The organism is Effusibacillus lacus, from assembly GCF_002335525.1.
GTDB lineage: Bacteria > Bacillota > Bacilli > Tumebacillales > Effusibacillaceae > Effusibacillus > Effusibacillus lacus.
Window position 1 is genome coordinate 1 of the sequence record NZ_BDUF01000004.1, and the last position, 26,504, is coordinate 26,504.

Below are 26,504 nucleotides of genomic sequence, written 5' to 3' on the forward strand. Positions count from 1 at the left end.
CTTCTTGAAACCCCTTCGTATGAAACGAGGGGGGAACTAAAAAGTGACATTTTCATAGAACAGTTAAGGTGACATTTTCACTGAATCTTGACAGTATATATTATCTTTCTTCTAATGGCATTTGTATAACGACATTTTATTCTATTTGTTGCATATTTTAAAGATTTAATACACCAAACAACCAACTGGAAATTACAAAGGGCTGATCAACACGATAATCCGTATAGCCAATTTTTATATAAAGCATGCGTATCGGGGAATAGGTCTGATTATCAGTCCTATTTTATATTTCTTGATTTTCTCTCCCTAATAGAACTGATTTTCAGCCTAATTCGAGGAATTTTTTGAGCTGGCAAGTAAAAAATAGCATATAGGGCTGAAAAACAGTCTTATATCTGGAAGTATCTTTGAATCATCAAAATTAGGCCTGAAATCCAGTTCTATTTTGCTCGAAGATGGCTGCTAACAGGTGGCAATATTCACATCGGAAACAGCCGCTGGAAAAAGTAACTTGACATGTAGGGATGATTTGCGTATATTCGTGTTAAACATATGTTTTAATTGGTTGTTTAAAACAAAAGTTTAAACGTGTAACGGTACCGGCGCAGCGTCAGATTAAGACTTTGGAGGGGATGACAATGATGGCTTACTTGGATGCTTGGCTTGATTTGAAGACGGTTGTCTGGTTGTTCCCGGTTGTGTTCATGTTTCATGATTTGGAGGAAATCATTACTGTTGAGGGGTGGGGACGGAGAAACAGGCACAAGCTGAACCGGTTGCTGTCAGCCAGGCTGGCTACCAATTTTGAAAAAATACTGAACATGACAACCGCCCAGTTTGCCGTAGCAGTTACAGTGATCCTGGTGTTTGTCTCGTCTTCCACTTTCCTGGCTGCAAACGAAGGAAGCTACCTGTTCTTTGTCACTTGCATCACCGTGGCCTTTCTTCACGTGTTCACCCATGCGGGACAGTCTCTTTTGCTCGGCGCCTACACCCCCGGGGTTGTAACGGCTGTTACCATAGTGCTTCCCTACTCGGCTTATGTGTACCATCGTTTGTTTGACAGCGGATTGATCGGATGGCAAACAGTAGGGCTATGTGTACTGCTGAGCTTGCTGGCAGTCCCTGTTGTAATAACGGCGCTTGCTGCGGGGAGACATATGGTTCCTTCCGGTTCCGGGGATCGATGCACAGGCAAGGAGACCGGACTGGTGAATTGAGTTGCGCTTCCCATTATGTACGGGTGTAAAGGAGGGAGAGTATGGACACGGATCCAAAAGATGTTAAGCTGAGAATCCTGCTGGCTGCCAAGAAACTATTTGCGAAGAACGGTTTTGAAGGAACGACGGTGCGTCAGATCTGTGAGGAGGCGGGGGCCAATGTGGCGCTCGTTTCCTACCATTTCGGCGGGAAGGAAAATGTGTTCTACGCCCTGATCGACACATTCTTTCCGGGAAAAAAACTGCACGAACACGAAGAGCAATTGCAGGATCCGGTGAAGGGAATCAAATTCCTGATTGCCGAGACAATCCGGTTCCGGATGCTGGATCCGGAGTTGGCCAGAATCATGCAGCAGGAAGTCTTTATGGAAAGTCCCAGGCTGGAAAGGATTATGCAATATGCCTTGCCAATCTGGAGGAGACTGGGGGAATTGCTGGACAAAGGAAGGGAGCAGGGAATCTTTCACTTCCGATCCACGACCCACACGGTGCTGCTAATCATAAGCACGCTGGTATTGCCAAACAGCAACCGGATTCATCTGGAACTGACCCAAGGGGAGGAACAACCCTTGGAAAAACGGGTGGAAGACACAACCCGGTTTATACTCGGTGGACTTGGATATCAATATGTCAACGGGGGTGACAAGGAGTGAACCAAACCGTTAAACTCCTGCAACAGCATCGATCAATTCGCAAATACAAAACCGAACCGCTGTCGGAGGATCAGATTCTCGCCATTATTCAATCCGCACAGATGGCTTCCTCCTCAAGCAATGTACAAGCCTACAGCGTGATTGGCGTAACGGATCCCGGAATGAAAAAAGAATTGGCCGTTTTGACCGGAAACCAGGCTTATGTGGAACAATGTCCGTTGTTCTTGATATGGTGTGCTGATATGTTCCGATTGCGGGAAGCATGCACCCTCCAGGACACCGAGATGGTTCATGGCACCATGGAGAATTTTATTGTAGCTACGGTGGATGTGGCTTTGGCGGCGCAAAATGCTGCTGTGGCAGCCGAATCCATGGGGCTTGGCATCGTCTATATCGGCGGAATTCGAAACAACCCGCGGGAGGTGTCAAAGCTGCTCATGCTTCCCGAACTTGTGTATCCGGTGTTTGGCATGTGTGTGGGCGTTCCCGATCATGATCCCGGCATCAGACCCCGGTTGGCCTCAGAAGCGGTCTACCATCGCAATACATATGACAGCAGCAAAACAAGGCTGGAGATTGAAAAGTACGATCAGGTGATGCGAGAGTATTACCTGGAGAGAACCAAGGGGAAGCGGGATACCGTCTGGTCAAAAGAAATGGCCGACAAATATCGTCAGCCGGTTCGTGCCCATATGCGGGCCTTTCTGGAAGAACAGGGATTTCGTTTCGAATGAACTTACAAAGAGAAACGAAAAACGAACGCAATCAGCAATCCAATCGTAATGGCCACAATGGACAGTAACACCCCGAACAGCAAGTAAGCCAACAGAGGCCCCCAGAATGCCTGTCCGGTGGATACTCCGTAAATGCGCTTGATAATCAGCACCATGACCACGATTTGAAATGCAAAGGCGCTCCAGCTTAGAAGGACATATCCAATCATCAGCACCAGTTTTGCCAGAAGGTGAAAGGAGTCCTGTCCGGTGGGAGCAGCTGCAAACGGAAGCAGAAGGGCCGGGACAACCAGCGGCATTACGTGATACGGATACAGTAAGTAAAGCTCTCGGGAGCGAGCGGTTCTTTCAACCGGGTCCCTGGGAAAGTTCCGGTTGTTGACCATCAACAGTCCCAGCGGCACCAGTTGGCGGAACAGAAAACGGGTGAAAAGCAAGCCGCCAATTGGGGCTATTGCCGCAACTGCAAGCAACCACGGATGGGTTACCGCTGTCCCCCTCTGCATCAAATAAAGAGTGACAACAGCTGACAAGCTGACAACGACCATTGTCAAAAAGAAGATTTTATTGGACTTTACATAGTTTTTCTCAGCCAAGAGGCGGTCGATGGTCCGCCCCGGATATGTAAAAAGGTCGAGAATGGTTTGCAGCATCGTCAGACCTCCTCGACCCCATGATACGTGAAGCCCATCCTTATTTCAACGTAAGAATGCAAGGCACTCCATAGCCAATGGCTCCCGGTTGGCCCATTTTGTTCATGTAAACGATTCCCCGCTGACATTTCGCCGGACATGCAATGCATGTATCCACGGTTACGATTTTCATCTGCGGTTGCGGATGGGCATCAGACTTTTTCTTCTTCCCCCCGGGTTTGGAAGCTGGTTTCTGTTGCGGTTTGCCTGCCATGTATGTCCCTTCCTTCGTGGAAATACAGTTATCCATATGTAGGAGGGAGGAAGGGTGTGCATGGAAAAAGAAGGTTAAAAGGGAGAACTTGACGAATTATTTGAATATCTGAAAAACGAGAATCCCAATTTAAGGTGGCTGCAGCATGCATATTACACAAACAACCTATTTGCAACCAGGAGATAAACTTGGCAGGCCAGTATTCACCGAGACAGGAAGAGTCCTTGTGGGGGCAGGTGTAGAATTAACTGCGGGGATGATCCGGCGGTTGCAGGAATTGGGGATTGAAACCGTGTATGTGTCTGATTCACGGACAGACGATATTGTGCCGGAAGATTCGGTTTCCGATGAAACCAGACAACGGGCTGTCCAGATGGTGCATGATACTTTTTCTTCCATGATTGAAGCAAAAAAGTGGAACCGGACCATCTCTCTTTCCAGACTGGGAACCGAATTTCGCAAGGCATTTGAGGATATTCTGCATGAATTGCAGGACAGGAAAGAGCTGTTGATTCATCTGTCCAAGATCTATACCTCGAGCAATTATTTGTACACCCATTCGGTCAATGTGGGGATTTATTCGGCCGCGTTGGGCATGGCGGTCGGGCTTAACCGCAACCAATTGATTGAACTGGGGATTGGGGCAATGCTTCACGATATTGGAAAGACCATGGTGCCGCTTGAAATATTGGAGAAACCCGGGGCTCTGACCCCGGCCGAGTTCTCGGAAATCAAGAAGCACCCCACCTACGGGTATGACATCTTGCGAGAATTCCCGGACATCCCGCTTTTGTCGGCGCACTGTGCACTGCAACACCATGAGCGAATCGATGGTTCGGGCTATCCCCGGGGGCTGAAAGACAACGAGATTCACTTGTATGGAAAGATCGTGGGATTGGCTGATGTCTATGACGCTCTCATTTCGAACCGTTCCTATCGAAAAGGATATCTGCCGCATGAAGCGCTTGATATCATTTTTGCTTCCACCGACAAGTATGATATGGATTTAATGACCAAGTTCCGGAATCATATTGTTATATATCCGGTAGGCATGATGGTGGCCTTGTCAACCGGCGAACGAGCGGTCGTCGTGGATGTGAACTCCAAACACCCGCACCGTCCGATCGTCCGTGTATTGAAAAATGAAAAAGGAGAAAATGTGAAACCTTACGAAATTGACCTGTCGACCCATTTGTCGGTGATGGTAACGGAATGTGAAGATCCGTTGTAAAAGGACCCCTCTTCCAACTTTAAGGGAAGATGACGGAATCCCCGTAATATACTTCAAGTAACAGAATGGGGGAGGCATGCGAATGATCTACGTAGTACGGACCATCTTCCAGAACCGGATTCTCAATGAGAAGGAATTGGTTGTCCCGGATGACATCAGCGAAGATCAGGTAGTGGAACTGGAACTGGCACGAATTCGGGAGGTGTACCCGGAAGCTGACTGTTACATTGCGGAAAGGAAAAAAGGGTAGGACTTGGCCCGGGATTTCTTAAAGCAGAGGAATTCCGGGCTTTTTCTTGTATATTTATAACAGGTGATTGTGAATCAGTGGAATTGGAAGAGGTGGAACATGGACAAACCTAAAGTCGTCATCACAAGAAGAATCCCGGACGAAGCACTGGAAATTGTCAGGAAACACGCGGAAGCATATCTGTGGGATTCCGAGGAGCAACCGATCCCGAGGGAAGTCCTGCTGCAGGAGATTCGGGATGCGGCGGGCATTTTGGCCAACGTGTCCGATAGAATCGACAAGGCAATATTTGAAGGAGCCCCACGATTGCGGGTCGTAAGTACCATGGCGGTTGGGTACGACAATATTGACACGGCAGAGGCAACGAACAGGAAGATTCCGGTTGGACACACACCGGGCGTACTGACAGAAACAACCGCCGATCTGACATTTGCCTTGCTGATGGCTACCGCCCGAAGGATTGTGGAAGCGGCCGACTTCTTGCGGGATGGCAAGTGGAAAAGCTGGGCCCCCATGCTGTTGACGGGACCGGATGTATATGGAGCGACAATCGGCATCATTGGAATGGGGCGGATTGGGGAAGCTGTTGCCAAGCGGGCAGCCGGTTTTGGCATGAAGATTCTTTACCACAACCGGACCCGCCGGCATGAAATCGAGGAACGGTTGAATGCTCAATACCGCTCCCTTGAGAATTTATTGAGGGAGTCCGACTTTGTGGTATTGCTTGCGCCTTCCACTCCGGAAACGTACCGGATGATGGGGCGGAAAGAGTTTGACATGATGAAACCATCCGCCATTTTTATCAATACATCAAGAGGGCAGAATGTGGATGAAAGAGCATTGTATGAGGCGCTCAAAGACAACAAGATTTGGGCGGCAGGCATAGATGTGTTCGAACATGAACCGGCTCCGCCGGACCATCCGCTTCTGTCACTTCCCAACATTACGGCACTTCCTCATATCGGAAGCGCGAGCATTGCCACCCGAACAGCAATGGCAGTGCTTGCCGCCAAGAATCTGGCTGCCGGCTTGGCTGGGGAAAAATTGTTGTTCTGTGCGAACCCGATAGTTTATAATGACTGACGGACAATGTTTGATGACCTGTTTAATGAGCGGTAGTAACGGCTCTCCAGTGGGCCTTTTTTATAATGAAAAACATGTTTTTGCAAACAATAGGGACATCATGATGGAGTGGGGAGTACTTAACATGAATATCGCAAGAGCCGTTGCAATTATTGCTGCCTTTATTTCCAGTTTATTCCGAACAAAAGACATTTCAACGTTATTGGCTGAGAAAGAAAAGGGACATCAGCTGAAAAAAGCGCTCGGTGCCTTTGACCTTACCATGCTTGGAATTGGCGGGATCATCGGAACCGGGATTTTTGTCCTGACAGGTGTTGCAGCTGCCAAACATGCCGGGCCAGCCCTTCCGCTCTCTTTTATTTTTGCAGGTTTTGCCTGCGCGTTTGCGGCGCTGTGTTATGCGGAATTTTCATCTGCGGTTCCCGTGTCCGGGAGCGTATACACTTACAGCTACGCTACTCTGGGCGAAATTATTGCGTGGATTATCGGTTGGGACTTGATTCTTGAGTATCTGCTTGCAGCAAGTACGGTTGCTGTCGGATGGTCCGGGTATTTCCAGAAACTGCTAAACGGCTTCGGTCTTCACTTGCCTCCCGTGGTGGCATCCGTTGACACCCCGGAAGGAGTCTTCAATCTGCCGGCGTTCCTGATCGTGCTGCTGATTACGTGGTTGTTGAGCCGGGGGGTAAAGGAATCGGCCCGTTTGAACAACATTATGGTTTTGATTAAAGTAGCGGTAGTTCTGTTGTTCATTGTTGTTGGGGTGTGGTATGTCAAACCTGCCAACTGGACTCCTTTCATGCCCTTCGGCTGGGGCGGGGTGTTCAGCGGCGCTGCATTTGTGTTCTTCGCCTACATCGGGTTTGATGCGGTTGCAACAGCAGCTGAGGAAGTCAGAAATCCGAAACGGGATCTGCCGATTGGCATTATTGCATCCCTGGCCATATGCACAGTTCTATATATTATTGTGTCCGCGCTGATGACGGGCATCGTTCCTTACCCGAAGCTGGATGATCCGGCACCGATTTCTTTGGTGCTGCAAGTTGCGGGACAAGACTGGGTTGCCGGTTTCGTATCCCTTGGGGCCATTCTCGGGATTACAACGGTGTTGATGGTGATGCTTTACGGGCAGACCCGTATTTTCTTCGCCATGTCCCGGGACGGGCTGTTGCCCAGGATGTTCTCCGGCGTTCATCCCCGATTCCAAACGCCTTATCGGAGCACTTGGCTAATTGGTGTCATTGCCTCCGCTTTGGGTGGGTTCTTCCCCCTCAACAAATTGGCGGAGTTGGTCAACATCGGAACTTTGGCGGCATTTACGCTGATCTCCATCGGTGTAATAGTCCTTCGGTACAGCCGTCCGGATCTTCCGCGTTCCTTCAAAGTTCCGTTTGTACCCGCAATTCCGTTGTTGGCTGCCGGTTTCTGCATCTTCTTGATGTCCCAACTCCCCGCTGACACCTGGACATTATTCGGGGTCTGGCTCCTGATCGGTTTGGCAGTCTACTTCACATACAGCCGCCGTCATAGTACGTTGAGGGCCCACAACTGATATGAAAGAAAACACTCTGGACAATCGGTGCTCGCCGATGTACCAGGGGTGTTGTTTTGTATGGAATCATCAATACTCGGTGGCTTGGGTGTAAGGAAACTGGATCAGACACAGAAAAAGAGACGCTATGGGGAAGCGCCTCTTTTTCCGAACCAAACGAAGGTGGGTTGCCTGAGTTGTCCTCAAGCTAGTTCTAATTGTAGTTTGAATATTTATTCATGTCAACGTTTATTTATCCTGGTTGATCAATGAGCAAACCCTAGAAAAAGCTGATAAGGACAAGAACAGGTGAAAAAACTTCGGGTATCTGTTGGATTTGTTTCGAGAATGCTCTTGAAATTCTTGTTCGGGCATAGTATCATTACATTCGTCACTGTTGCGATGCGGTCGTGGCGGAATTGGCAGACGCGCAAGATTCAGGTTCTTGTGGGCGCAAGCTCGTGGAGGTTCAAGTCCTCTCGACCGCACCAGTAAAACCCCACAAAGTGAAGAACAGGTTCCCAGCTTATTCCGAGTACTTTGCACCCACAGGGCACAAGTCGTGCCACGGTGCAAGCACCGGGTCACGCTATGCGGGGCCCCGAAAAATAAAAATCTTTATCGCGCGGCTATAGCTCAGAGGGAGAGCACCACCTTGACACGGTGGGGGCCATAGGTTCGATTCCTATTAGCCGCACCACTATGATGCCCACTACATACGTGGGATCCCCAGAAAGTACCCGGAGTACTCCGTGAGCTTATCGCACTTTCTGGGGTTGTTTCTTGGAGAGGTGTCCGAGTTGGTCGAAGGAGCACGACTCGAAATCGTGTAGGCGGGGAACCGTCTCGTGGGTTCGAATCCCACCCTCTCCGCCAGATAAACGAAAAGGAGCGGTTTCCGCTCCTTTTCGTTTACTTTCGTTGGTAGGTGGGATGAGAACCCACGCCCGCTTATGCTTCGGAAGTAAATACATCGGTGGGTCGTCGGAACTGCGCTTCGATAGGATTTACTTTGCAGCCGGACGCTTGCGTCCGTATCCCACTCTCTCCGCCAGATAAGTAAACAGGGCTGTCCGAGAAAGCAGTTCGAACTGCTTTCTCGGACAGTTTTTTATTGTTCGGCGTGCGAGTCGGACTGCAACGTGGAGATAGCGGTCCTGGAAAAAATCAGTATACCGTCCAGGGATACTCTACTTAAGTTGCGGAAGACAGGGCAATAATAAGATGACTAATGAAAAAGTGGGGGATGAGGATGGAGTCCATATCCTGGGCCGTGTCGATTCTGGCTGTTGTGGGGTTGGCGTCAGCCGGTTTCTGGCTGGCGCGGAACAAGAAGTACCAGCTGCCTGCTTTCTATCTGCGAAAACGTAAGAACAAATCCTGATTAAAAAAAGGGTTCATTCCAAAGGTGAAGGGAATGAACCCTTTTCCAATGCGGTCAAAAAATCGGATGAGCCAGTCAGGTTGACAAATTCTTTCATGGCTCGGGTTTGAAACTGCCCCTTTTTCCAAATGACCGAAAAAGGTCTTGGGAACGAATGGCCCTTCACACGGACTGCCGACAGGGTCCCCAACTGAATTTCTTTCTGAATGCTCCATTTGGAAATGAAGGCCACCCCGAGTCCTGCTTCGACCGCTTCTTTAATCGCCTGTGTGGAACCAAACTGGATTTCCCGCTTCGGGTGAAATTCCAAAGTCCGAAACACTTCCTCCACCACATACCGGGTTCCGGATCCCACTTCCCGCACTATGAAAGTTTCATTCGACAAATCGGATGTTTCCGCAGTATCGACAGATGCCAAACGGTGCCGGGACGGAACAATCAATACCATTTCATCTTCAAGGAATGGGGTGATCATAAGATTCGCCGGGTTGACCGGTCCTTCGACAAGTCCTACGTCAATTCGGCTGTTCAGGGCATTGTCGGCAATGACCTCCGTGTTGCCGATTGATACGGCCACTTCCACGTCCGGAAACTGCCGGGTAAATACAGCCAGCAACCGCGGCAGCACATATTCTCCGATGGTCAAAGAAGCCCCAATCATCAACTTGCCGGTTACAAGCCCCACCAAATCATTAATGGCCTGTCGGGCTTCCTGGTGCAAATTGAGGATTTGCACCGCATAGTCATGAAGAATCTCTCCCGCTCTTGTCAGTTCCACCCGCTTGCTGTTCCGTTCAAACAGCTTGACTCCGTAATGATCCTCCAGAGAATGAATCTGTTGGGAAACGGCCGGTTGCGTCATATTCAGCGATTCAGCCGCACGGGAAAAGTTCTTCTTCTCTACAACGGTTACAAATACCAGCAGTTGAATTTGCATGGGTTTTCCCCCTGTTTCCTTGAGGATCTTTGCTTTCATTGTACATGATTCAGGATGAAAGAACAGGGGATAGAGCAAATTATAATTGGATTTGCAGAAACCCCAAGGAGGCAGCCAAAATGAAACGACTGTCGCTTGCCGTTTTGCTTTGCTTTTCCCTGCTTGCAGCCGGTCAGCCTGCAAGGGCGGAAACTCCCCCTGTTCCTTATACTGTGAAAGCGGGGGATTCAGTATGGAAGATTGCACTGAAATTTCAAGTCGGAGTCGATGAGATTGTCGGACAGAACAAGCTGAAAAATCCGAACCTGATTTATCCGGGGCAAAAACTCCTGATTCCGCAAGTGGATCCAAAGGTTCGAAGCTTCGAGCGGCGGGTTTTGGAGCTGACCAATCAGGCCCGAGCTGCGAACGGACTAAAACCCCTTCGCTATAATTGGGAAGTCACCCGGGTGGCCCGGCACAAATCGGAGGACATGCGGGACAGAGGGTATTTCTCCCATCAAAGCCCGACATACGGATCTCCTTTTGACATGCTTCGGGCCTATGGCGTTTCGTTCCGCGGAGCCGGTGAGAATATTGCAGCAGGTCAGCCGACCCCGGAAGAAGTGGTAAAAAACTGGCTGAATTCACCCGGACACCGCCGAAACATCATGAATCCTTCATTCACAGAACTTGGCTGTGGTGTGGCATTAGGCGGAAACATGAGAGTTTATTATACCCAAATGTTTGTTACTCGTTAAAAAGATCCGGTCCTTCCCGCAATACGGGAGAGGATCGATTTTGTGGAGACTGAAGTCAAGATTTTTTTCCTGCTGATACCGCTTGTCAAAAGTTAATGGATTACGTGATAAAAATCCGCTTTTGTCTATCGAACATTCCTCTCGCTTTTCATAAAGTAGTAACAAAGCAATTGCTTGTATACTTTTTGGGGAGGAAAGAGGAATGGTCTCAGGGTACATGCTGTATGCCCTCTGGCTGGTGCTGGCGGCAATTGGTTTGAATGTATTGCTGGGAGTTTTTCAGTCTTTGAGGGCACAGTCTTTTAGCGTCGGCAAGTTTACCAATTTCCTTAAATCCGGCATTCTTTTCAGTGTTTTGCCTTTGTTGATCGTTGCTCACATGATGCCTCTGGATCCGACCGGATGGATATTGAAAATCGCTTATTATGCCGGTGCGATTGGAGTTTTCCTCAATTACATGATGGATGTGTTTGCAAAAATTAAAAAATAGGCTGTAAAACGAACATTGTGCCGTTTCGAGTATGGATGGCACGATGTTCGTTTTCGTTTGGAATGAGACGGGCAAACGGCACATAGCGTACTAACAGTAGAGATTAGGGCTTCGGACATGTATCCAAAGACCTAGAAACAAGCGGGGGGAGACTTGAATTTTTTGTAAGTTCAGTCTGGAGTCCCTTGTAAACTAGCCATTTTTCAAGTAAACTGTGGAAAACAACTGAATATTGGAGATACAGGACCCAGCACGACCTATATTCTGGCCGGACTTCGGCCGTTTAGGAGGAATGTCAATGTTTCAGTGTCCAGTATGTGGAGAGCTTATGGAGATCCTGACCAACTATCATTGCATTCAGAAGCATGATATTACCAAGAAGGAACTTGTGGAAATGTACGGTGCTCCCAAGTACGTATCTCCGACTATCAGTCGTGAAGTTCAGAACTGGATTCGCGAATCGGCCATTATTACCCGAGTCGACTTTGACATTGCTCAGGCAGCGGCAAGAAGCCAGACCCGCCGCAGTTAAGATCATACAGCAGCACACCCACCGTTCCCGGACGGTGGGTTTTTTGCTTTGATTTGTCTTTGGTTTGATTTTCCTGCATACATATGTCCATACTAGTATTGACTGAGAACCATTTGCGAAATTCAAAAAAGGGGCAGGTGCGGCAGATTGAAAACCTTTGTTTCAGATAAAGGGAACGGCGTCAACATCCATGTCCTTCCCACTGGAAAATTCAAGCTCAATACCATTGTGGTAACCTTTCATACCGATTTGGAAGAGGACAAAGCGACACAACGGGCCATGATTCCCCATGTGCTGCTGAGAGGATCAAAGAACCATCCGAATTCCGAATCGATTCAGCTTGCGCTGTCCGATCTTTACGGGGCAACTCTTACAGGCGGTGTGTCAAAAAAAGGGGAGCGGCAGCTCGTGGAATTCTTGTGCAAGGTTGTCAACGAGAGATACCTGTCCGACTCGGAATCGCTGTTGGAAAAAGGGTTTGAACTGATGTCAGAAGTGCTTTTCCAACCTGTTATGGAAGATGGCGGATTTTCCGAAGACTTTGTGGAAAAGGAAAAGGAACAGCATGCCAAGCGAATTGATTCTCTTCTGGACGACAAGATTGTATATGCTGCCGAGCGATGCCTTGAGGAGATGACCAAAGGGGAGAGGTTCTCCATTCCCAAGTTCGGGCGGAAATCCCATCTCGATCACATTGACGGCAAGAATTTGTATGAAGTCTACAAGGATCTGGTCAACACCGCTCCCTTGCATGTATATGTGGTGGGGAATGTGGATCCTGAAAGAGTCAAGGCGTTGGTGGAGAAATACTTTCCCAATAACCGGCAGCCAACGGATCGGCTGCGACCGGCGGAAGTCAAGAACGCACCGGAACAGCCGAAGGAAATTGTGGAACAATTGGATGTCAATCAAGGGAAGCTCAACATCGGACTGCGCACCCGGGTAAGTCACGGGGATGATTCGTATCCGGCATTGTTAATGTACAACGGAATTCTTGGCGGCTTTCCCCATTCCAAACTGTTTGTCAATGTAAGGGAAAAAGCGTCATTGGCCTATTATGCATCAAGCCGTCTGGAGTCCTACAAGGGAATCTTGTATATCCAATCGGGCATCCAGATTGATCAATATGAGAAAGCCCTGACTATTATCAAGCAACAATTGGAGGAAATAAGAGCCGGCAAAATTTCCGATACAGAGATGGAATTCACCAGAAACGGACTTGTCAATTCGTTCCAAACGGTTCAGGATTCTCCGGAAAATCTGGCCGATGTGCATGCAGGCGGGGTGGTATCCGGCAGGCAGCGTACCGTGGAAGAGTTGATTGAATCGGTGAAGAAGGTAACGAAAGAAGAGGTTGTGCAAATGGCTAACCAGGTACAGCTGGACACCATCTATTTCTTGAGAGATCGGAAGGGGGCGGCTGCCAATGCGTGAGATTCGTTATGATCAGCTCCAGGAATCTGTATTTCATGAGCAGTTGGACAACGGATTGCACATATATATAATGCCGAAGCCGGAATTCCACCAGGCATATGCGACTTTTACCGCCAAATACGGCTCGATAGACCGGGAGTTTGTGATTCCGGGCGATACAAAACCGACAGTGGTTCCGGACGGAATTGCCCACTTCCTGGAACACAAAATGTTTGAGGAAGAGCATGGGGATGTATTCCAGGAATTCGCCAAATATGGTGCTTCAGCCAACGCGTATACCACCTTCGACATGACCACCTACCTGTTCTCTGCAACCGATCATTTGTATGAGAACCTGCAGATCTTGGTCGACTTCGTGCAGCGCACACACTTGACCGATGAGAATGTGGAAAAGGAAAAAGGGATCATCGGGCAGGAAATTCAAATGTATGACGACAACCCGGACTGGCGCTCGTATTTTGGCGTTTTGCAGGGGTTGTTCAAAGAACATCCGGTAAGAATTGATATAGCGGGAACCATCGACAGCATCGCGAAGATCACGAAAGAGACCCTGAACGACTGCTACAAGACCTTTTATCATCCGAGCAACATGCTACTGTTTGTGGTCGGTCCCTTTGATCCGCCAAAGGTGGTCGATTTGGTTGCCAAGAACCAGTCTGCCAAGCAGTTTCAGCCGCAAGCGGAAATCCAGAGAATCTACCCGCAAGAGCCCCTGGAAGCGGCAAATCCCAGGATGGAAGTGCATCTTTCCGTTTCCATTCCCCGTTGTTTGTTTGGATTCAAAGAGGTCAATCCGGGGGTAACGGGGCGGAGTCTTCTGGAGCGGGAACTTTCGACCGCTGTAGGATTTGATACCCTGTTTTCCCGCAGTGCCGAATTGTTCAACAGGCTCTATAATGCGGGTTTGATTGACAAAGGATTTACCTGGGAATACGAGGTGAACAAAGACTATGGCTTTTCGGTGATCGGAGGCAACAGCAAAGACCCGGATCGCCTGATGTCCATCATCAACGCGGAAGTGGCAAAAGTTCGCCAAGAGGGAGTCCCGCGTGACGCATTCGAACTGAGCCGCAAGAAGATGATTGGGAAGTTCCTCGAGGGTATGGACTCTCCAAGGTACATAGCAAGGAATTTCACTTCCTACAGGTTCAAGGATGCCGATTTCTTCGAATCGGTATCGGTATTGGAACAATTGACCCATGAGCAGGTTAACAGGCGTCTGGCGGAGCACTTTGAACCGAAGGCACAGACCGTTTCGCTGGTCCTTCCGAATTCGTAGGAGCATTCCACCGGCACAAGGTATAGTATATATGGGCGGAGCACCCACTACTGACGAAAAGTCATGACTCTCCTCGAAATGTATAAAGTGGGAGTGCCCAGATATGCGGCAATTCTAGAAATTACCAGCCATATTATCCGGGAAACTGGGTCTTTTCGGGAAAAAAGGCCCTTGTAAATTCAATTTAAGCAGGGCAAACTAAGTACAGGCGATTATCTAAGGATTGGTGGAGGACTACGGAATGCGGATCCATTTTACAGGCATTAAAGGTTCGGGAATGAGCTCGCTTGCTCAAATTTTCAAGCTGAAAGGCCACTTGATAACAGGCAGTGACGTGGAAGAAACTTTCTTTACCGACAAGCTGCTGGATAAAGCGGGGATTGAAGTGCTTCCGTTTTGCAAAGAGAATGTCCGGGATGTGGACATTGTATGCGCGTCTGCCGCTTATGGCAGTACCCATGTGGAATTGCAGGAAGCCGCCGAACGACAAATTCCCGTTTACACCTATCCGATGCTGCTCGGGGAACTTACCAGAGAACACGAAACGATTTTGGTTACCGGCACTCACGGAAAGACAACCACTACGGGGCTAATCGGATCCCTGCTGACGAATGCCGAACTGGATCCGACAATTGTTGTCGGTTCATACATTGAAACTATCAAAAACAATGCCCGCTTTGGCACGGGAAGGCAGTTGGTGGTGGAAGCCTGCGAGTACAAGCGCCACTTCCTTAATTATCAGGGAAAGGTGATGGTGGTTACCAATATCGATTTTGACCACCCGGATTATTTTAAGGACATTCAGGATACATTCGACGCATTTCAGGAATGTGCGGCTCAGCTTCCGGAGGACGGAGCATTGATTGTATGCGGTGACAATCTGGCTCGCAATCTGGAAGCTCCCTGCCGGCTCATCACCTACGGATTGTCCCAAGACAATGACATATATGCAGTGAAAAAAGGTCCCGGCGAGTTTAAGGTGTTTGTCCAAGGGGAGTACCTTGGCGACATGACGACCAATCTGTTGGGAGAACATAACATTCAAAACGCCCTGGCCATGGTGTCGGTGGGGCTTTACTACAACATCCCCTTTGAGGTTATGCAGAGAACCTTGGCCAATTATGTGGGGGTCAAGCGGCGTCTGGAATTGAAGGGACACTTGAATCAGCATCTGGTAATTGATGACTATGCTCATCATCCGACCGAAATTCGCGTCACCCTTCATGCGGTGAAGGAAAACTACCCGAACGCCAACGTCGTTTCTATTTTCCAGCCGCACACCTATTCCCGCACCAAACGGCTGCTCAGCGAGTTTGCCCAGTCTTTCCAATCGGCAGATTGGGTGGTGCTTACCGATATCTTTGCATCGGAACGGGAAAAAGAAAAGTTGGTGGACATCATCGAACTGGTGGAAGAGACCAAGAAGTTTCACCCGCGCGTCAGCTACATTCCCAAGTCGGAACTGATCCAATGGCTGGAAGAAGTCAGCATGGAGCGGGACGACCACGTGTTCCTGACTATGGGAGCCGGCGACATCTACAAAGCGGGCGAGAAGGCGCTGCAGAAGTTAAAGCTTTCGTCTTAAAAGTGAGGGCTGGCTCTGCCGCCGGCGTTGGTGGACTGGTGGGTTCTGGCGGCTCAAATAAGCGCCTCTCGGGGTCTTATACGTCAAGTTTGATGGGGGGCATTCAAAGTAAGGGATTTTCAGGATCTTATTCAGGCAAACTTCGGACGGGGAAAGATATGGAATCATCAAATAAGGGCAACAAACTCCCTTATTCTTGATTTGTACCCAATGGAATGCCAGAATAAGGGACTGAAAATCCCTTTTTAATTTTCCCAATCAATCTGAATCGCATAAGGAACCGGATCGGGAACCCCGGCTTCCTTGAAACCCTTGATCCGCAACTGGCACGAATCACAGACGCCGCATGCGGGGTCTGTGCCCAGATAGCAGGAGTGAGTGAATTGCAGTGGAGCGCCCAGCCGTAATCCCAGTCTGGCAATCTCCGCTTTGGTCAAGTTCTGCAATGGTGCTTCAATCCGGATACCTTGTCCGTGAGCGCCCGCCACAGTCCCTTTGTTGATGACTTCCTGGAAGGCCTGGATAAATTCCGGGCGGCAGTCCGGGTACCCGGAGTAGTCGAGGGCGTTGACCCCGATGTAGATCGCTTCTGCCCCAATGGATTCAGCATACGAGAGAGCAATCGATAGAAAGATGATGTTTCGAGCCGGTACGTAGGTAACCGGGATTTCGGAGGTCATCTCTTCTTCCGAGCGGCCCACGGGGATTTCTTTGTCTGCGTCCGTCAGAGCCGAACCACGAATGATCCCGTTCAGGTCCGCAATGAAGTGACGGTCTTTGTAGCCGTAGTATTCAGCCACCTTCCGGGCCGACTCCAGTTCAATGGAATGTTTCTGTCCGTAAAAAAAAGTCAGCGGCCACACGTCATACCCTGCCTCACGAGCCACCGCCATGCATGTGGTGGAATCCAGGCCGCCGGATAGAACGACAACCGATTTTTTCGCATCTGCCATAATTGTTAAACCCCCCGCTGATTGGGATCCCAGACGATTTTGTGCAGCTGCACCTGGAAACGGGCGTCAATCCGGTCTTCCAGGAGCCATTCGACCAGCTGTTGATAGGTCAATTCGCCATAAATCGGAGAGAAGATCAGTTGGTACCCAAGTCCTGGGTCCAGATTGTACTGCCGGATTAGGTCCTTCGACCATTCGTAGTCTTCCCGGTTCCCCACGACAAACTTGATCTCATCCCGTTCCGGGACAATCCGCTTCAGGTTCTCAAAGTTCATCTTGTCCGACATGGCGGAGGATGGAACTTTCATGTCCAGGATAAACCGCTGTTTGTCATGCAGCCGAAACCTGGAGATGTCGATGGAACCGTCCGTCTCAATGGAAACCTCGTACCCATCTTCCCCCAACAGATCGAGCAGCTGCTGCATTTCTTCCCGTGGTTGAATCAACGGTTCCCCGCCCGTCAAACAGACCCGCTTGATCCCGTAAGACCGGACTTTGTCCATGACACCTTCCGGCGTATCCGGTTCTCCCTCAAAGTAGGAATACTTCGTGTCACAGTAAGTACAGCGCAGATTGCAGCCGGTAAACCTTACGAAGATCGTAGGGAGACCGATGGAACCGGACTCGCCCTGAATCGAGAAGAAGATCTCATTCACTTTCACGGTCGAATTCCTCCCGTGTGATTTCCGCGTAACAGGTCGGCGTTTCCCACAACCGGCAGCGCTGCAGGGTGATATTCTGGGCATCGTCCAGTTTGTTCAGATAGGTATCGATAATTTCAAAGAAAAATACGACCATGTTCTCGGCGGTGGTGTTAAAGGGCATGTGGTCATTCAGAAACTGGTGGTCGTATTTGGCGATGATCTGCTCGTTCACGATCTTCTTCAGATCGGTAAAGTCAATCACAATCCCCCTGTGGTCCGTGCGGCCTTTCACTTCCACTTCCAGCTTGTACGTGTGGCCGTGCAAGTTGGCGCACTTGCCTATATAATCATCCAGCCTGTGGGCGGAATCGAAGGTGAAGATCTTGGTCACGAAAACTTTTTTGTTGTGATAACGTTCTTTGTTCATTCTCAAGCCCTCCTTTCATGGCCTAAACTTCATCATAAAACAAAATCGGGTTGATCACAATAACGTGGAAGTTGGAAAAAACAATCCCCTCGTTGGTCGGAGCCAAGACGAGGGGATGGCAATTTGGTTCTGTTCTTTAAATTGTAGGGTCAGGTAGTGGTGACGGTTGATGCCGGTTCCGGAACGGGGGACGGAGCTTTGGACTCCGGTTCCTCCTGTTGACTCTTGAGTTCCGGTTTGACCGGGTGACTTGCGTCAGACTTTGGATCGACCATTTTGCATACACCTTTGATGTAAGCTCCTTCTTCAATCACGATGGTGCCTGCCTCAATATCTCCCTGAATGGAACCGGTTTTCATAAGGTGCATCTTGCCCGAGGCGAGAACATTCCCGTATACCTTGCCACCCACTGTAACATGCCGTGCCAATACATTGGCATGGACTTCCCCTTTTTCGCCAACTATAACGTCGCCGTCCGACATCAACTCGCCGCGGATGCGACCCTCTACCCGAAGGATTCCGTTTGTCTGGATCATACCTTCAATTGTAGTGCCTGCGCCGATTAAGGTGTCCACTTTACCGTTGGCAGCCGGTGCTTCCTTCTTGAACATCAGTTACTGCCTCCTCACGGGAGATATTGGGTGGGGCTTACCTGCACGCCGTCCTTGATCACTTCATAATGAAGATGGGTTCCTGTGCTGCGGCCCGTGCTTCCCATCTGTCCGACTTGGTCGCCTTTCTTGACTGCCTGTCCGCTTTCCACACTGACTCCTGAAAGATGACCATATCTGGTTACCAGGCCGTTTCCATGGTCTACCGTAACACTTATGCCATATCCGCCGTCCCAACCGGCGTGGGTGACTACCCCTTTTGCGGTGGAGATGACCGGAGAGCCATAGCTGCCTGAAATGTCGATCCCAGTATGTAAAGAGTAGTATCCGTTATACGGGTCTTTTCTGTAGCCGAAACCGGATGTTACATTACGGGAACCTGTCGGCCAGATATCAGGTGTGCGCGCTATTGCTTCCTGCTTTCTCTGTTCTTCCGCCTTGCGATCCGCTTCTTTCCTGGCCACCATATCCATCGTTTGGTGCGTGCTCTCAATCCGCTGGTTGGCTTTCTTGTCCAGAACAGCAAGGGCGTCTTTGTTCAGGATCATATAGGGCCGTTTCAGACCGCTGCGGCTTTGCAGCACTCCGCCCTGGCCCTCCTCGGCGGTTGGTTTTTCGGTTACGGGCGGCAGGCCGTTTTTGGTTCGCAGATCGTTCTCCAGCTGCTGCAGAACTTCCAGTTTCTGATTGACTGTTTCGGCAGTGCCGGCCAAGGAATCGTATTCTTTCCGGATCTGTTCGGTTTGTTGTTTATATGTTTCAAACTCATTTGTTGAACGCCGGTACTCGGAGAACTTGTAGACAAAGTACCCGGCCCCTGCGCCCATCATAAAAATTATGCCCACAAGCAGCCAAATAAGAGTCTTGGAAATGAATATCGAACGAACCTGTGCGCTCGAATGGGGAACAAGCATGATCGTAAACGGTTTCCAAAGTTGTCGCTTCTGCATGATCGGCCCCCTTGAACAGAAAAAAATCAGATTCAAAAAATAGAATCCAACCAGTATCATTCGACAGCAATCGACCATTTCCTGCCAAATACCATAAAGCAATACCACTTGACGATCTCAAGTGGTATTGCTTATTGGAACTCAGTATGGTCACAGCTTGAACCCCAGCATATCCCTGACAACCACCGAAGCCAGGATCATTCCCGCAACCGGCGGAACGAAGGCAATGGAAGCGGGTGGTTGCTTTGCTTTGCGTGGTCCCTGACCTTGCTCAACCTCAGGCGATACAATCTGCTGCCTTACATCCTCCCGGGGTTTCATGGGCAATTCGGTTGAGCAAACCACCTTGACCCCTTTTTGGATGCCGTAATCTTTCAATTTGCGGCGGATCACTTTGGCAATCGGATCCACTTCTGTTTTCGAAATGTCCACCACTTTGAAGCGGGTGGGATCCATTTTGTTGGCCGCTCCCATGGAAGAGACTATCGGGATGCCACGGCGTTTGCATTCGACGATCAACAGGATTTTGGCCGTAATGGTGTCGATTGCATCCACCACATAATCAGGCTTATAAGCAAAGATTTCTTCCTTTGTCTCTTCGTTGAAGAACATGTCCAGGGCAATCACTTCGCACTCCGGATTGATTTGTTTCACGCGCTCTGCCATTACCTGGGTCTTAGACATGCCGACCGTGTGGGTAAGGGCGGGAATTTGGCGGTTGATGTTTGTGATGTCCACTACGTCTTTGTCCACGAGAATCAGCTTCCCAACTCCGGTTCGGGCCAAGGCCTCCACGGCGTAGGATCCGACGCCTCCCATCCCAAGGATGCAGACAGTGGATTTTTTCATTTTCTCAAGGCCTTCCGGGCCAATAACAAGTTCCGTTCGTGAAAATCTGTGCAGCATACGAGGCAGACTCCTTTTTCTGACTATGATTCCATATGCTCCACCATGATAACACAAATAAAAGCTGCAAAAAATAGCCCCTTTTCCTGGAAGCCAGGAAGGGGAAAAGTGACTGTATCCCTCTTCTATTCTTGTGTATCAATAAAGTATGCGGAGAGTTTGTCCGGCGAATCTGTAAAAAAGCCCAATTAAGCAGGGGATCACATTGTTGGCCCGCACCGGCTTTCGTGAGGGACTTGCCCACCCGGGTTTGGAATGGCAAGATTGCAATGAACCCATCTGAGGAAACGGAGAGATTGCGGTGAGGAGATTCTTTGTGGGAATTCAGGTACCGGAGTCAATTGGCGACAGATTGCTCCGGCTTGAACAGGTGCTGAAACCCCGGGTGCCGGTCAAGCGCTGGTACGGGGTAGAGCAGTTTCACATTACGACCAACTTCTTGGGGGAACTGGAGGATGCGGGATTTGAACAGGCCGTTCGCGCTTTGAAGGTGGCAAGTTCCCATCCCGTTTTTTCCCTGTCGTTAGAAGGGGTTGGAGTGTTTCCCAATGCCAGGGTTGTCTGGGGCGGAGTCGGTGGGGAGACGGACAAACTGGCATTGCTGCAGAAGGATCTAGGGGAGGCGTTTCGCCCACTGGGAGCAGAAAAATACGCCAAGCCACAGTTTATCCCCCACATCACTCTTGCCAGGACGGGAGATTTGAGTGGGGTCGATCTGTCGGGTGTTGATTTGGGGCGCATTCTTGAAGATTCATTCTGGTTGGTTGACTCTGCATGTATGTTTGAATCGGTATTGGACCCTGCGGGAGCCCGGTATCCAGTGGTTCACAAGGTGCCTCTTGTCAATAAGTAAGGGCTGTCCCAACCATGTGAGACAGCCGGATTCCCTTTTTCCTTATCAGCAGTCCTATTCCATTGTCAGCACGATACGACCGTTGATTTGTCCTTTTTCCATGCGGTCGAATACTTCGTTGATGTCATCCAATGCATAGGTTTCAATAATTGGTTTTACTTTTCCGCGGGCAGCAAACTCCAGTGACTCCTGCAGATCTTTCCGTGTACCGACGATGGATCCTTTGACCGTGACCCCGTTCAGCACCGTATCAAAAATTGGCAGCGGAATGTCACCCGTGGGCAGTCCCACAACTACGAGTGTTCCGCCCCGTTTAACCGAGCGGTATGCTTGTTCAAACGCTTTCGGCGTGACTGCCACACTAATGGCTGCCTGCGCTCCTCCCACTTGTTTCTGGATTTCTTCCTCCGGGTTTACTTTCTTGCCGTTAATGGTCAGATCGGCGCCCAAACTCTTCGCCAGTTCAAGCTTCTCATTCTGGATGTCGACGGCAATTACATTGAATCCCATTGCTTTCGCATATTGGAGAGCCACATGACCAAGTCCGCCTATTCCATAGATGGCGACCCAGTCCCCCGGTTTGGCGCCGGATACTTTCAGGGCCTTGTAGGTGGTTACACCGGCGCAGAAGATGGGAGCGGCTTCCTCATAGCTGAGACCATCCGGAATTTTTGCCACATACGCGGCAGGCGCCTTGCAATATTCCGCATACCCTCCGTCGACCGAATACCCGGCATTCAATTGATTCTTACACAACGTTTCCCATCCGGTCAGACAATATTCACATTCACCGCAGGCTGAGTAAAGCCAGGGGACCCCGACGCGGTCTCCCACTTTCAGAGAAGTGACGCCGGGACCGACTTTTTCGACGACCCCTACTCCCTCATGTCCCGGAATCAACGGGAGTTTTGGTTTGATAGGCCAATCTCCGTGCGCGGCATGCAAGTCGGTGTGGCATACTCCGCATGCTTTGATCCGCACCAATACCTCTCCGTATCCGATTTCGGGAACTGGTACTTCTTTGATTTCAAGTGCCTGATGAAACTGGTTAACGACAGCCGCTTTCATTTCTCTTCCCCCTTGGAAAAAATGTGGACTTCTGTATCCCACAATTGAAATATGCAAGGTTTATGCCAACTCTTCCCGCAGCGGTTTAGACAGGCATACAATCGGCCGGGGCCAAAAAAATTGGCAGATATGACAAAAAAACGGCTGAAAAGACATTTTTTTGCACTTAGCAAAATTATCGAAATTTTATAAAATGGGACAAGGGGGGATTGAACGTGGGGATTTCCAAATTTATGGCTCCGGAAATTATTTTCGGTTTCAACTCATTGGAACAGGTTGGGGAAAGCGTACTTCGTCTGGGAGCAAAAAAGGTCTTTATCGTATCCGATCCGGGAGTTGTCAGTGCGGGGTGGGTGGAGGAAGCCATTCATTACCTGAAGCAATGCAAGCTTGACTGCTGCTTGTGGACAAGCGTCACTTCAAACCCGAAGGACTACGAAGTGGCGGCAGGCGTTGCCGAATACACGGAAAGCGGTTGCAATGCGGTGGTGGGAATCGGGGGTGGCAGCGCCATTGATGCGGCCAAATCGATTGCTTTGCTGGGAAGCAACGGAGGGTCCATCCGTCAGTATGAGGGAGTGGATCTTGTTCTTCACCCGCTCCCCCCGATGGTGATGGTACCCACAACTGCGGGGTCCGGCTCGGAAGTGTCCCAGTTTTCGATTGTGGTGGACACGGAAAGAAAAGTGAAAATGACAATCGTGTCCAAGTCACTGATTCCCGACATTGCGATCGTGGATCCCCGAACCTTGATGACCAAAGACCGGAAGCTTACCGCTCATACCGGCATGGATGCGCTGACGCATGCCATAGAATCCTACATTTCTCTGGCGGCTACACCCTTGACAGAAGGGTATTCGCTGCAGGCTATGCGATTGATCTCCGAATTTCTGAGGCCTTCTGTGGCCAGTCAGCATAACCGTGAAGCGAAAGAAGCGATGGCCATGGCAAGTTTGCAGGCAGGCATCGCATTTTCCAACGCGATCCTGGGTGCTGTTCATGCCATGTCCCATCAACTGGGAGGGTTGTTGGATCTTCCCCACGGGGAGGTGAATGCCATTTTGCTTCCCCATGTAATGGAATTCAACCTGATTTCCACACCGGAAAAATACAAAAAGATCGCTTGCGCATTTGGGGAAAACGTCAATTCGCTGAGTCCCGCCGATGCGGCCAAACTGGCAATCAAAGCAGTGAAAAGCCTGGCCGACGATCTCGGAATTCCGCATTCGCTGCCAATCAGGAATCTGGAGGAAGATACGATCGAATTGTTGAGCCAAAACGCGGTTCAGGATGCCTGCATGATTACCAATCCAAGAGACTTGTCGGCAGAGGATGTGAAGATGCTGTTCCACAAGGTGTTGGGGAGTGGCCATCAATGAACGGAAAACAGGAATTGATCGATAAACTCACAGGAATCCGTTCCTCACGCAAAAGCTATTACAGCGAGTTAAGCTCCATGGTGGAAGAGATGCAGAAACAGAATATGCAGTTGGAAGTGATCAATCAATTGACGCAAATTCATGTCAATAAATCGTGGGAGGAAGTCTCAACCTATATTGCTTCCAGACTGTCCCAGGTTCTGCGTTTTGACGGATTTGTTCTGACTTTGCTGGACGGCTCCGATTTATACTTTTACATTTCCGTGCCGGAACATCAGGAGTGGGCTTGCCGGTTGGTCAAACGGCGCATGTCGGATGTCTCCTTCATGACGCTTGCCGATTTTGAAAAGCTGTTGCTGCAGGAAATCCCGGACCATTATGGAACTTCTGTTTCTTTAATCAATCAGACGGGCAGAGCCATCGGGTTTTTGACTCTGCTTACCAGTTCCCATGTTTCCTATACTCCAAAGGAGCTTCAGTTTTATAAGGGAGTCGGGGAACATGTGCGTGTGTCGATCGAAAACATCCTGTTGTTTAAGGATGTCAGCGAGAAAGTCAAAATCGAGGCGCAACTGATTCAATCCGCCAAATTGGCCGCACTGGGTGAAATGGCTGCAGGCATCGCCCATGAACTGAACAGTCCCCTGACCGCCATTCTCGGCAATGTACAGTTGCTTAAACGAACCATCAAGGAAGGCCGTCCCGGCAAGATGCTGGCAGACATCTATCAGTGCGGACTCAGAAGCAAGAAGATCATTCAAAACCTGCTGGCCTTTTCCAGACAGGAAGAGTATCAGTTTGAACCCATCCATCCCTGTGATGTGGTGGAAGATGCACTCAGCCTTGTCGGGTATCAGTTGTCCGTATCCGGAATCACGGTCAGGAAACATACAGACATCACGCTTCCCCTTATCGAAGGAAGCCGCCATCAAATCGAACAGGTGCTTGTCAATCTCCTGTTAAACGCAAGAGACGCTGTACAGGGAAAAGCCAACGCGGAGGTTGTCATAGGAACCCGCCTTGTCCGGCTGGAGGAGCGAGGTTACCTGTCCATATACGTTCGGGACAACGGAGTCGGCATTGAACAGCAGCATCTCACACGGATCTTCAATCCGTTTTTTACAACCAAAGAGAAAACAAAAGGGACGGGTCTGGGGCTCTCCGTCAGTCTTGGCATTGCCGAATCCCACGGCGGGAAGCTTGTTGTGGACAGCAAGACGGGTGAGTACAGCGAATTCTCGCTTCTGCTGCCAATCCCTGATCATGAAGGAGGGGACGAAGAATGAACCGTGTGCTTGTTGTGGATGATGAAGTGGAAGTGACCTCTTTTTTCCAGTACTTCCTGGAAGACAAGGGGTGTGACGTAACAGTTGCCAATTCAGGACGGGATGTGGACCAATTGCTTCAATCACATGGAGCCGGTTTTCATCTGGCTTTGGTGGATCTGAAATTGCCTGACACAAACGGATTGGACCTATTGGCTAAGATCAAAAACCGGCAACTTGCCTGTGAAGTTCTCATCATGACCGGTTACAGCACGGTCAAAACCGCAGTTCAGGCAATCCAGGCGGGTGCCAGAGACTACCTGGAGAAACCGTTTGATAATCTGGAGAGCCTTGAGGGGATTATTCATTCCTTGTTGCAACGTTCAGCGGGCAAGGAAGACCCGTTCAACCAAATGGCTGCTAGTTACGGGATCGTTTATGCTCCTGGCAGTGAAATGGAGAAAGTGTTAACGGTAGCGTACAAGTTGGCCAAGAAAGCGATAAATGTGCTGATAGAAGGGGAAACGGGAACCGGCAAGGAACTGTTGGCCAGATTCATCCACGGTGTCAGTTTACGGGCAACTCATCCGTTTGTGGGCATTAACTGCGGCGCAGTGTCGGAATCACTGTTGGAGAGCGAGTTGTTTGGCCATGAAAAAGGGGCTTTCTCCGGAGCGGTGAAAACTCGCAAGGGATACTTTGAATTGGCCCACAACGGAACCTTGTTTCTGGATGAAATCGGAGAAGCGCCGCACTCAATTCAGGTGAAATTGCTTCGTGCCATTGAGACAGGCGAATTCATGCGGGTGGGAAGTGAAGAGACATTCAAAAGCAATGTGAGGTTGATTTCGGCCACCAATCGCAATCTTGAGTCGGAGGTGGGACAAAACAGGTTTCGCGCCGATCTTTTGTACCGGTTGGAAGGAGTAAAGTTATCCATCCCGCCTCTCCGGGACAGGAGGGAAGACATTCCCGCAATTGCAAACCACTATCTTGAGAAAAAGTTTGGCGGGGCTTGCCGGTTGGATCCGGAGACCGCCGAGATCCTGAAAGGGTATGACTGGCCGGGAAATGTAAGGCAATTGCTGAATGTGTTGAATCAAACCCACTCCATTCACGACTGTCCTACTTTAAAACCCGATAAGTTGCCGCCCCGGCTGTTACAGCATGCAGTTGCCAATGAGGAAGAAACTTCCTTTCAAAAGCAACTGGAGTCTTTCATGGAACGCGAGATCAGGCTGTTTGTCGAAAACATCACAAATGGGATCGAGACTATCGATCACATTGATTTCCCGAATCTGATGAAGCGAATCAAAAAAATGGAAGGAGAGATCGGCCGAAAGATCATCCAAAAAGGCTTGTCTGAAACAAAGGGGAACAGACAACTGCTCAGTCACAAACTCCGGATTACGGAACGAACCCTTCGTTATATCCTGAATGAAAAATAAACGCAAAACAG

At 49.7% G+C, this 26,504-nt stretch carries 28 protein-coding genes and 3 tRNA genes; 21 read left to right on the top strand and 10 right to left on the bottom strand.

Going from position 1 to position 26,504, the window contains the following annotated elements:
• Positions 1-638 precede the first annotated feature (638 nt).
• Genes EFBL_RS00715 through nfsA form a run of 3 tightly spaced genes read left to right on the top strand, consistent with a single transcriptional unit; the run spans position 639 to position 2,607 of the window.
• Positions 639-1,220: an HXXEE domain-containing protein gene (locus EFBL_RS00715; RefSeq protein ID WP_096180227.1), complete on the top strand. Its 582-nt coding sequence runs from the start codon at positions 639-641 to the stop codon at positions 1,218-1,220.
• Positions 1,221-1,261: 41 nt separating this feature from the next.
• Complete coding sequence (locus EFBL_RS00720; RefSeq protein WP_096180228.1) at positions 1,262-1,873, top strand: TetR family transcriptional regulator; 612 nt, start codon at positions 1,262-1,264, stop codon at positions 1,871-1,873.
• Entirely contained in the window at positions 1,870-2,607 is a 738-nt protein-coding gene (gene nfsA, locus EFBL_RS00725) for an oxygen-insensitive NADPH nitroreductase (protein WP_096180229.1), read from the top strand. Before EFBL_RS00720 ends, nfsA begins: the two co-directional genes overlap by 4 nt.
• A 2-nt stretch (positions 2,608-2,609) precedes the next feature.
• Here nfsA and EFBL_RS00730 read toward each other — a convergent pair whose 3' ends face one another.
• Both EFBL_RS00730 and EFBL_RS00735 read right to left on the bottom strand, forming a co-directional pair.
• Positions 2,610-3,260 (bottom strand): hypothetical protein, encoded by a 651-nt coding sequence (locus tag EFBL_RS00730; protein ID WP_096180230.1) that lies wholly within the window; start codon positions 3,258-3,260, stop codon positions 2,610-2,612.
• Positions 3,261-3,300: 40 nt separating this feature from the next.
• A complete protein-coding gene (locus EFBL_RS00735; RefSeq protein WP_096180231.1) occupies positions 3,301-3,513 on the bottom strand; it encodes a hypothetical protein in 213 nt (70 codons plus the stop codon).
• Positions 3,514-3,658: 145 nt separating this feature from the next.
• On the opposite strand from EFBL_RS00735, the gene EFBL_RS00740 reads away from it, so the two are divergent.
• The 8 genes from EFBL_RS00740 to EFBL_RS21590 all read left to right on the top strand — a co-directional run bounded on the left by EFBL_RS00740 (position 3,659) and on the right by EFBL_RS21590 (position 8,992).
• Positions 3,659-4,744, top strand: a complete 1,086-nt coding sequence (locus EFBL_RS00740; RefSeq protein ID WP_096180232.1) for an HD-GYP domain-containing protein — start codon at positions 3,659-3,661, stop codon at positions 4,742-4,744.
• Positions 4,745-4,826: 82 nt separating this feature from the next.
• A complete protein-coding gene (locus EFBL_RS20390) occupies positions 4,827-4,994 on the top strand; it encodes a hypothetical protein (RefSeq protein ID WP_165912549.1) in 168 nt (55 codons plus the stop codon).
• Between the two features lie 99 nt (positions 4,995-5,093).
• The gene (locus tag EFBL_RS00745; RefSeq protein WP_096180233.1) at positions 5,094-6,077 is read left to right on the top strand and encodes a 2-hydroxyacid dehydrogenase; all 984 of its coding nucleotides are present in this window, start codon (positions 5,094-5,096) and stop codon (positions 6,075-6,077) included.
• A 124-nt stretch (positions 6,078-6,201) separates the two neighbouring features.
• Positions 6,202-7,629: a branched-chain amino acid transporter BcaP gene (gene bcaP, locus EFBL_RS00750; protein WP_096180234.1), complete on the top strand. Its 1,428-nt coding sequence runs from the start codon at positions 6,202-6,204 to the stop codon at positions 7,627-7,629.
• A 383-nt stretch (positions 7,630-8,012) separates the two neighbouring features.
• A tRNA-Leu gene (locus tag EFBL_RS00755) sits at positions 8,013-8,099 on the top strand.
• Between the two features lie 134 nt (positions 8,100-8,233).
• Positions 8,234-8,308: transfer RNA gene (locus EFBL_RS00760), tRNA-Val, on the top strand.
• Positions 8,309-8,393: 85 nt separating this feature from the next.
• Positions 8,394-8,484, top strand: a tRNA-Ser gene (locus tag EFBL_RS00765).
• Between the two features lie 376 nt (positions 8,485-8,860).
• Entirely contained in the window at positions 8,861-8,992 is a 132-nt protein-coding gene (locus tag EFBL_RS21590) for a hypothetical protein (RefSeq protein ID WP_269432668.1), read from the top strand.
• A gap of 13 nt (positions 8,993-9,005) precedes the next feature.
• On the opposite strand, the gene EFBL_RS00770 is transcribed toward EFBL_RS21590, so the two are convergent.
• Complete coding sequence (locus tag EFBL_RS00770) at positions 9,006-9,929, bottom strand: selenium metabolism-associated LysR family transcriptional regulator (RefSeq protein WP_096180235.1); 924 nt, start codon at positions 9,927-9,929, stop codon at positions 9,006-9,008.
• Positions 9,930-10,048: 119 nt separating this feature from the next.
• Here EFBL_RS00770 and EFBL_RS00775 point away from each other — a divergent pair, with 119 nt between their 5' ends.
• The 6 genes from EFBL_RS00775 to murC all read left to right on the top strand — a co-directional run bounded on the left by EFBL_RS00775 (position 10,049) and on the right by murC (position 15,989).
• On the top strand, positions 10,049-10,669 hold the full coding sequence (locus tag EFBL_RS00775) for a CAP domain-containing protein (RefSeq protein WP_096180236.1): 621 nt from the start codon (positions 10,049-10,051) through the stop codon (positions 10,667-10,669).
• Positions 10,670-10,871: 202 nt separating this feature from the next.
• Positions 10,872-11,159, top strand: coding sequence for a hypothetical protein (locus tag EFBL_RS00780; protein ID WP_096180237.1), 288 nt, complete (start codon positions 10,872-10,874; stop codon positions 11,157-11,159).
• 298 nt (positions 11,160-11,457) lie between these two features.
• Positions 11,458-11,691: a hypothetical protein gene (locus EFBL_RS00785; RefSeq protein ID WP_096180238.1), complete on the top strand. Its 234-nt coding sequence runs from the start codon at positions 11,458-11,460 to the stop codon at positions 11,689-11,691.
• A 147-nt stretch (positions 11,692-11,838) separates the two neighbouring features.
• Complete coding sequence (yfmF, locus tag EFBL_RS00790) at positions 11,839-13,125, top strand: EF-P 5-aminopentanol modification-associated protein YfmF (protein ID WP_096180239.1); 1,287 nt, start codon at positions 11,839-11,841, stop codon at positions 13,123-13,125.
• The gene (yfmH, locus tag EFBL_RS00795) at positions 13,118-14,404 is read left to right on the top strand and encodes an EF-P 5-aminopentanol modification-associated protein YfmH (protein ID WP_096180240.1); all 1,287 of its coding nucleotides are present in this window, start codon (positions 13,118-13,120) and stop codon (positions 14,402-14,404) included. Before yfmF ends, yfmH begins: the two co-directional genes overlap by 8 nt.
• Positions 14,405-14,645: 241 nt before the next feature.
• Entirely contained in the window at positions 14,646-15,989 is a 1,344-nt protein-coding gene (gene murC, locus EFBL_RS00800) for a UDP-N-acetylmuramate--L-alanine ligase (protein ID WP_096180241.1), read from the top strand.
• 245 nt (positions 15,990-16,234) lie between these two features.
• On the opposite strand, the gene queC is transcribed toward murC, so the two are convergent.
• From queC to EFBL_RS00830, 6 genes are all read right to left on the bottom strand, one after another.
• The gene (gene queC / locus EFBL_RS00805; RefSeq protein ID WP_096180242.1) at positions 16,235-16,942 is read right to left on the bottom strand and encodes a 7-cyano-7-deazaguanine synthase QueC; all 708 of its coding nucleotides are present in this window, start codon (positions 16,940-16,942) and stop codon (positions 16,235-16,237) included.
• Positions 16,943-16,947: 5 nt separating this feature from the next.
• Positions 16,948-17,604: a radical SAM protein gene (locus EFBL_RS00810; protein ID WP_096180243.1), complete on the bottom strand. Its 657-nt coding sequence runs from the start codon at positions 17,602-17,604 to the stop codon at positions 16,948-16,950.
• Positions 17,591-18,013, bottom strand: coding sequence for a 6-carboxytetrahydropterin synthase QueD (gene queD, locus EFBL_RS00815; protein WP_096180244.1), 423 nt, complete (start codon positions 18,011-18,013; stop codon positions 17,591-17,593). Before queD ends, EFBL_RS00810 begins: the two co-directional genes overlap by 14 nt.
• A gap of 149 nt (positions 18,014-18,162) precedes the next feature.
• Entirely contained in the window at positions 18,163-18,624 is a 462-nt protein-coding gene (locus tag EFBL_RS00820) for a bactofilin family protein (protein WP_096180245.1), read from the bottom strand.
• A 14-nt stretch (positions 18,625-18,638) separates the two neighbouring features.
• Positions 18,639-19,574, bottom strand: a complete 936-nt coding sequence (locus EFBL_RS00825) for a M23 family metallopeptidase (protein WP_165912550.1) — start codon at positions 19,572-19,574, stop codon at positions 18,639-18,641.
• A gap of 150 nt (positions 19,575-19,724) precedes the next feature.
• Positions 19,725-20,480, bottom strand: a complete 756-nt coding sequence (locus tag EFBL_RS00830; RefSeq protein WP_096180247.1) for a tRNA threonylcarbamoyladenosine dehydratase — start codon at positions 20,478-20,480, stop codon at positions 19,725-19,727.
• A 316-nt stretch (positions 20,481-20,796) separates the two neighbouring features.
• On the opposite strand from EFBL_RS00830, the gene thpR reads away from it, so the two are divergent.
• Positions 20,797-21,333 (top strand): RNA 2',3'-cyclic phosphodiesterase, encoded by a 537-nt coding sequence (thpR, locus tag EFBL_RS00835; protein WP_165912551.1) that lies wholly within the window; start codon positions 20,797-20,799, stop codon positions 21,331-21,333.
• A 54-nt stretch (positions 21,334-21,387) separates the two neighbouring features.
• On the opposite strand, the gene adhP is transcribed toward thpR, so the two are convergent.
• Positions 21,388-22,401, bottom strand: a complete 1,014-nt coding sequence (gene adhP, locus EFBL_RS00840) for an alcohol dehydrogenase AdhP (protein ID WP_096180249.1) — start codon at positions 22,399-22,401, stop codon at positions 21,388-21,390.
• 215 nt (positions 22,402-22,616) lie between these two features.
• On the opposite strand from adhP, the gene EFBL_RS00845 reads away from it, so the two are divergent.
• Genes EFBL_RS00845 through EFBL_RS00855 form a run of 3 tightly spaced genes read left to right on the top strand, consistent with a single transcriptional unit; the run spans position 22,617 to position 26,493 of the window.
• On the top strand, positions 22,617-23,780 hold the full coding sequence (locus EFBL_RS00845; RefSeq protein ID WP_096180250.1) for an iron-containing alcohol dehydrogenase: 1,164 nt from the start codon (positions 22,617-22,619) through the stop codon (positions 23,778-23,780).
• Positions 23,777-25,066, top strand: coding sequence for a sensor histidine kinase (locus EFBL_RS00850; RefSeq protein ID WP_096180251.1), 1,290 nt, complete (start codon positions 23,777-23,779; stop codon positions 25,064-25,066). The genes EFBL_RS00845 and EFBL_RS00850 overlap by 4 nt, the downstream gene beginning before the upstream one ends.
• Entirely contained in the window at positions 25,063-26,493 is a 1,431-nt protein-coding gene (locus tag EFBL_RS00855; RefSeq protein ID WP_096180252.1) for a sigma-54-dependent transcriptional regulator, read from the top strand. Before EFBL_RS00850 ends, EFBL_RS00855 begins: the two co-directional genes overlap by 4 nt.
• Positions 26,494-26,504: the final 11 nt, after the last annotated feature.

Bases quoted from the DNA above. Each gene is read 5' to 3' on its own strand.
- EFBL_RS00715 (WP_096180227.1), top strand. From the start codon at position 639: ATGATGGCTTACTTGGATGCTTGGCTTGATTTGAAGACGGTTGTCTGG.
- EFBL_RS00720 (WP_096180228.1), top strand. From the start codon at position 1,262: ATGGACACGGATCCAAAAGATGTTAAGCTGAGAATCCTGCTGGCTGCC.
- EFBL_RS00730 (WP_096180230.1), bottom strand. From the start codon at position 3,260: ATGCTGCAAACCATTCTCGACCTTTTTACATATCCGGGGCGGACCATC.
- EFBL_RS00735 (WP_096180231.1), bottom strand. From the start codon at position 3,513: ATGGCAGGCAAACCGCAACAGAAACCAGCTTCCAAACCCGGGGGGAAG.
- EFBL_RS00740 (WP_096180232.1), top strand. From the start codon at position 3,659: ATGCATATTACACAAACAACCTATTTGCAACCAGGAGATAAACTTGGC.
- EFBL_RS20390 (WP_165912549.1), top strand. From the start codon at position 4,827: ATGATCTACGTAGTACGGACCATCTTCCAGAACCGGATTCTCAATGAG.
- EFBL_RS00745 (WP_096180233.1), top strand. From the start codon at position 5,094: ATGGACAAACCTAAAGTCGTCATCACAAGAAGAATCCCGGACGAAGCA.
- bcaP (WP_096180234.1), top strand. From the start codon at position 6,202: ATGAATATCGCAAGAGCCGTTGCAATTATTGCTGCCTTTATTTCCAGT.
- EFBL_RS21590 (WP_269432668.1), top strand. From the start codon at position 8,861: ATGGAGTCCATATCCTGGGCCGTGTCGATTCTGGCTGTTGTGGGGTTG.
- EFBL_RS00770 (WP_096180235.1), bottom strand. From the start codon at position 9,929: ATGCAAATTCAACTGCTGGTATTTGTAACCGTTGTAGAGAAGAAGAAC.
- EFBL_RS00775 (WP_096180236.1), top strand. From the start codon at position 10,049: ATGAAACGACTGTCGCTTGCCGTTTTGCTTTGCTTTTCCCTGCTTGCA.
- EFBL_RS00780 (WP_096180237.1), top strand. From the start codon at position 10,872: ATGGTCTCAGGGTACATGCTGTATGCCCTCTGGCTGGTGCTGGCGGCA.
- EFBL_RS00785 (WP_096180238.1), top strand. From the start codon at position 11,458: ATGTTTCAGTGTCCAGTATGTGGAGAGCTTATGGAGATCCTGACCAAC.
- yfmH (WP_096180240.1), top strand. From the start codon at position 13,118: ATGCGTGAGATTCGTTATGATCAGCTCCAGGAATCTGTATTTCATGAG.
- murC (WP_096180241.1), top strand. From the start codon at position 14,646: ATGCGGATCCATTTTACAGGCATTAAAGGTTCGGGAATGAGCTCGCTT.
- queC (WP_096180242.1), bottom strand. From the start codon at position 16,942: ATGGCAGATGCGAAAAAATCGGTTGTCGTTCTATCCGGCGGCCTGGAT.
- queD (WP_096180244.1), bottom strand. From the start codon at position 18,013: ATGAACAAAGAACGTTATCACAACAAAAAAGTTTTCGTGACCAAGATC.
- EFBL_RS00820 (WP_096180245.1), bottom strand. From the start codon at position 18,624: ATGTTCAAGAAGGAAGCACCGGCTGCCAACGGTAAAGTGGACACCTTA.
- EFBL_RS00825 (WP_165912550.1), bottom strand. From the start codon at position 19,574: ATGCAGAAGCGACAACTTTGGAAACCGTTTACGATCATGCTTGTTCCC.
- EFBL_RS00830 (WP_096180247.1), bottom strand. From the start codon at position 20,480: ATGCTGCACAGATTTTCACGAACGGAACTTGTTATTGGCCCGGAAGGC.
- adhP (WP_096180249.1), bottom strand. From the start codon at position 22,401: ATGAAAGCGGCTGTCGTTAACCAGTTTCATCAGGCACTTGAAATCAAA.
- EFBL_RS00850 (WP_096180251.1), top strand. From the start codon at position 23,777: ATGAACGGAAAACAGGAATTGATCGATAAACTCACAGGAATCCGTTCC.
- EFBL_RS00855 (WP_096180252.1), top strand. From the start codon at position 25,063: ATGAACCGTGTGCTTGTTGTGGATGATGAAGTGGAAGTGACCTCTTTT.